The organism is Paraburkholderia sp. Ac-20347, assembly GCF_017104805.1.
In the GTDB taxonomy this organism is placed as follows: Bacteria; Pseudomonadota; Gammaproteobacteria; order Burkholderiales; family Burkholderiaceae; genus Paraburkholderia; species Paraburkholderia tropica.
The window spans coordinates 1-1,009 of record NZ_JAAGPN010000600.1 but is presented as its reverse complement, the minus strand read 5'-3'; the positions used below and the strand labels follow the sequence as shown (position 1 = coordinate 1,009).

1 protein-coding gene is annotated in these 1,009 nt (G+C 71.0%); it reads right to left on the bottom strand.

Features of this window, described 5'->3' with window-relative positions; translation table 11 throughout:
* The coding region (locus G3N97_RS38935) for an FUSC family protein (protein WP_205998019.1) at positions 1-1,009 on the bottom strand (1,009 nt) is incomplete at both ends.

The following is a 1,009-nucleotide window of genomic DNA, read 5'->3' as shown; positions in this document are numbered from 1 at the left end:
GGATCGCGAGCGGGTCGTCGCGCAAGGCGAATTCGGTGAACTGGAGCAGGGCGTGCATGCGGCAGCGAACGAGGGAGTCGGGACCGACGGGCGTGTCGGCGGCGGGCTCGATGCCGGCAGGCAGCGCGTCGAGCGCGGCGCGCGTGGCGGCCAGCGCGCGGTCGGCGCTTTCGGGCGTGGGCGTATCGAACAGATCGGCGAGCGCGGCAAGCCAGGCCGCTTGATGATCGGGCCACGCGGGCGGCAGCGTGGGCGCGATCTGCTGCGTGTCGAGCCGCATCAGGATCATCGCGCGGCCCGCTTCGAGGACCGCGAACGCCCACGCAATCATGTGCTCGCGATCGACGCACGGATCGGCGGGCGCGCCCGCGATCTGCAGGATGCAGTCGCGCAGCTTGCGCTCGAAGGCGTAGAGCAGGTCGTCGTCGAGATCGCCGTCGCGCGCGTCGCTCGCGACCAGCGCGCACACTTCCGCGAGATAGCGGCGCGCGATCCATTCGCCCGCGCGCGGCGCGAGCACGGAGAAGGCGACGGCGGCCGTGGCGATGCCGCAGAGCAGCGCGAAACCGGTGTCGAGGTAGGCGCTCGGGTTATAGGCCGCCGGATTGGAAATGCCGACGATAAAGCAGAAGTAGATGTTGAAGCCGAGCCCGAGCACGGCCGTTTTCGGAAACGTGTTCACGTAGCCGCCGATCATCACGAGGATCGCGACGACCGCCGCGAGCAGCGCGAACGTGCCGAGCGACGGCAGCACGAAGAAGCTGAATGCGAAGCCCGCGAGCCAGCCCGCAAGGCAGCCCGTGAAGATCTGCCACGCGGCCGTGGGCGGGTCCGGCACGAGCGCGAACAGCGTGCTCGTGATCGCCACCGCGACGATCGCTGTCGATCCGCCGGTCCAGCCCGAGGCGATCCACACGGCCCCGACCAGCAGCACCGCGAGCGCCGCGCGCGCACTGGCGACCAGCGCCGCCGTGCGGTTGCCGACCGCGCGCTGACGCGCGATGCGGCT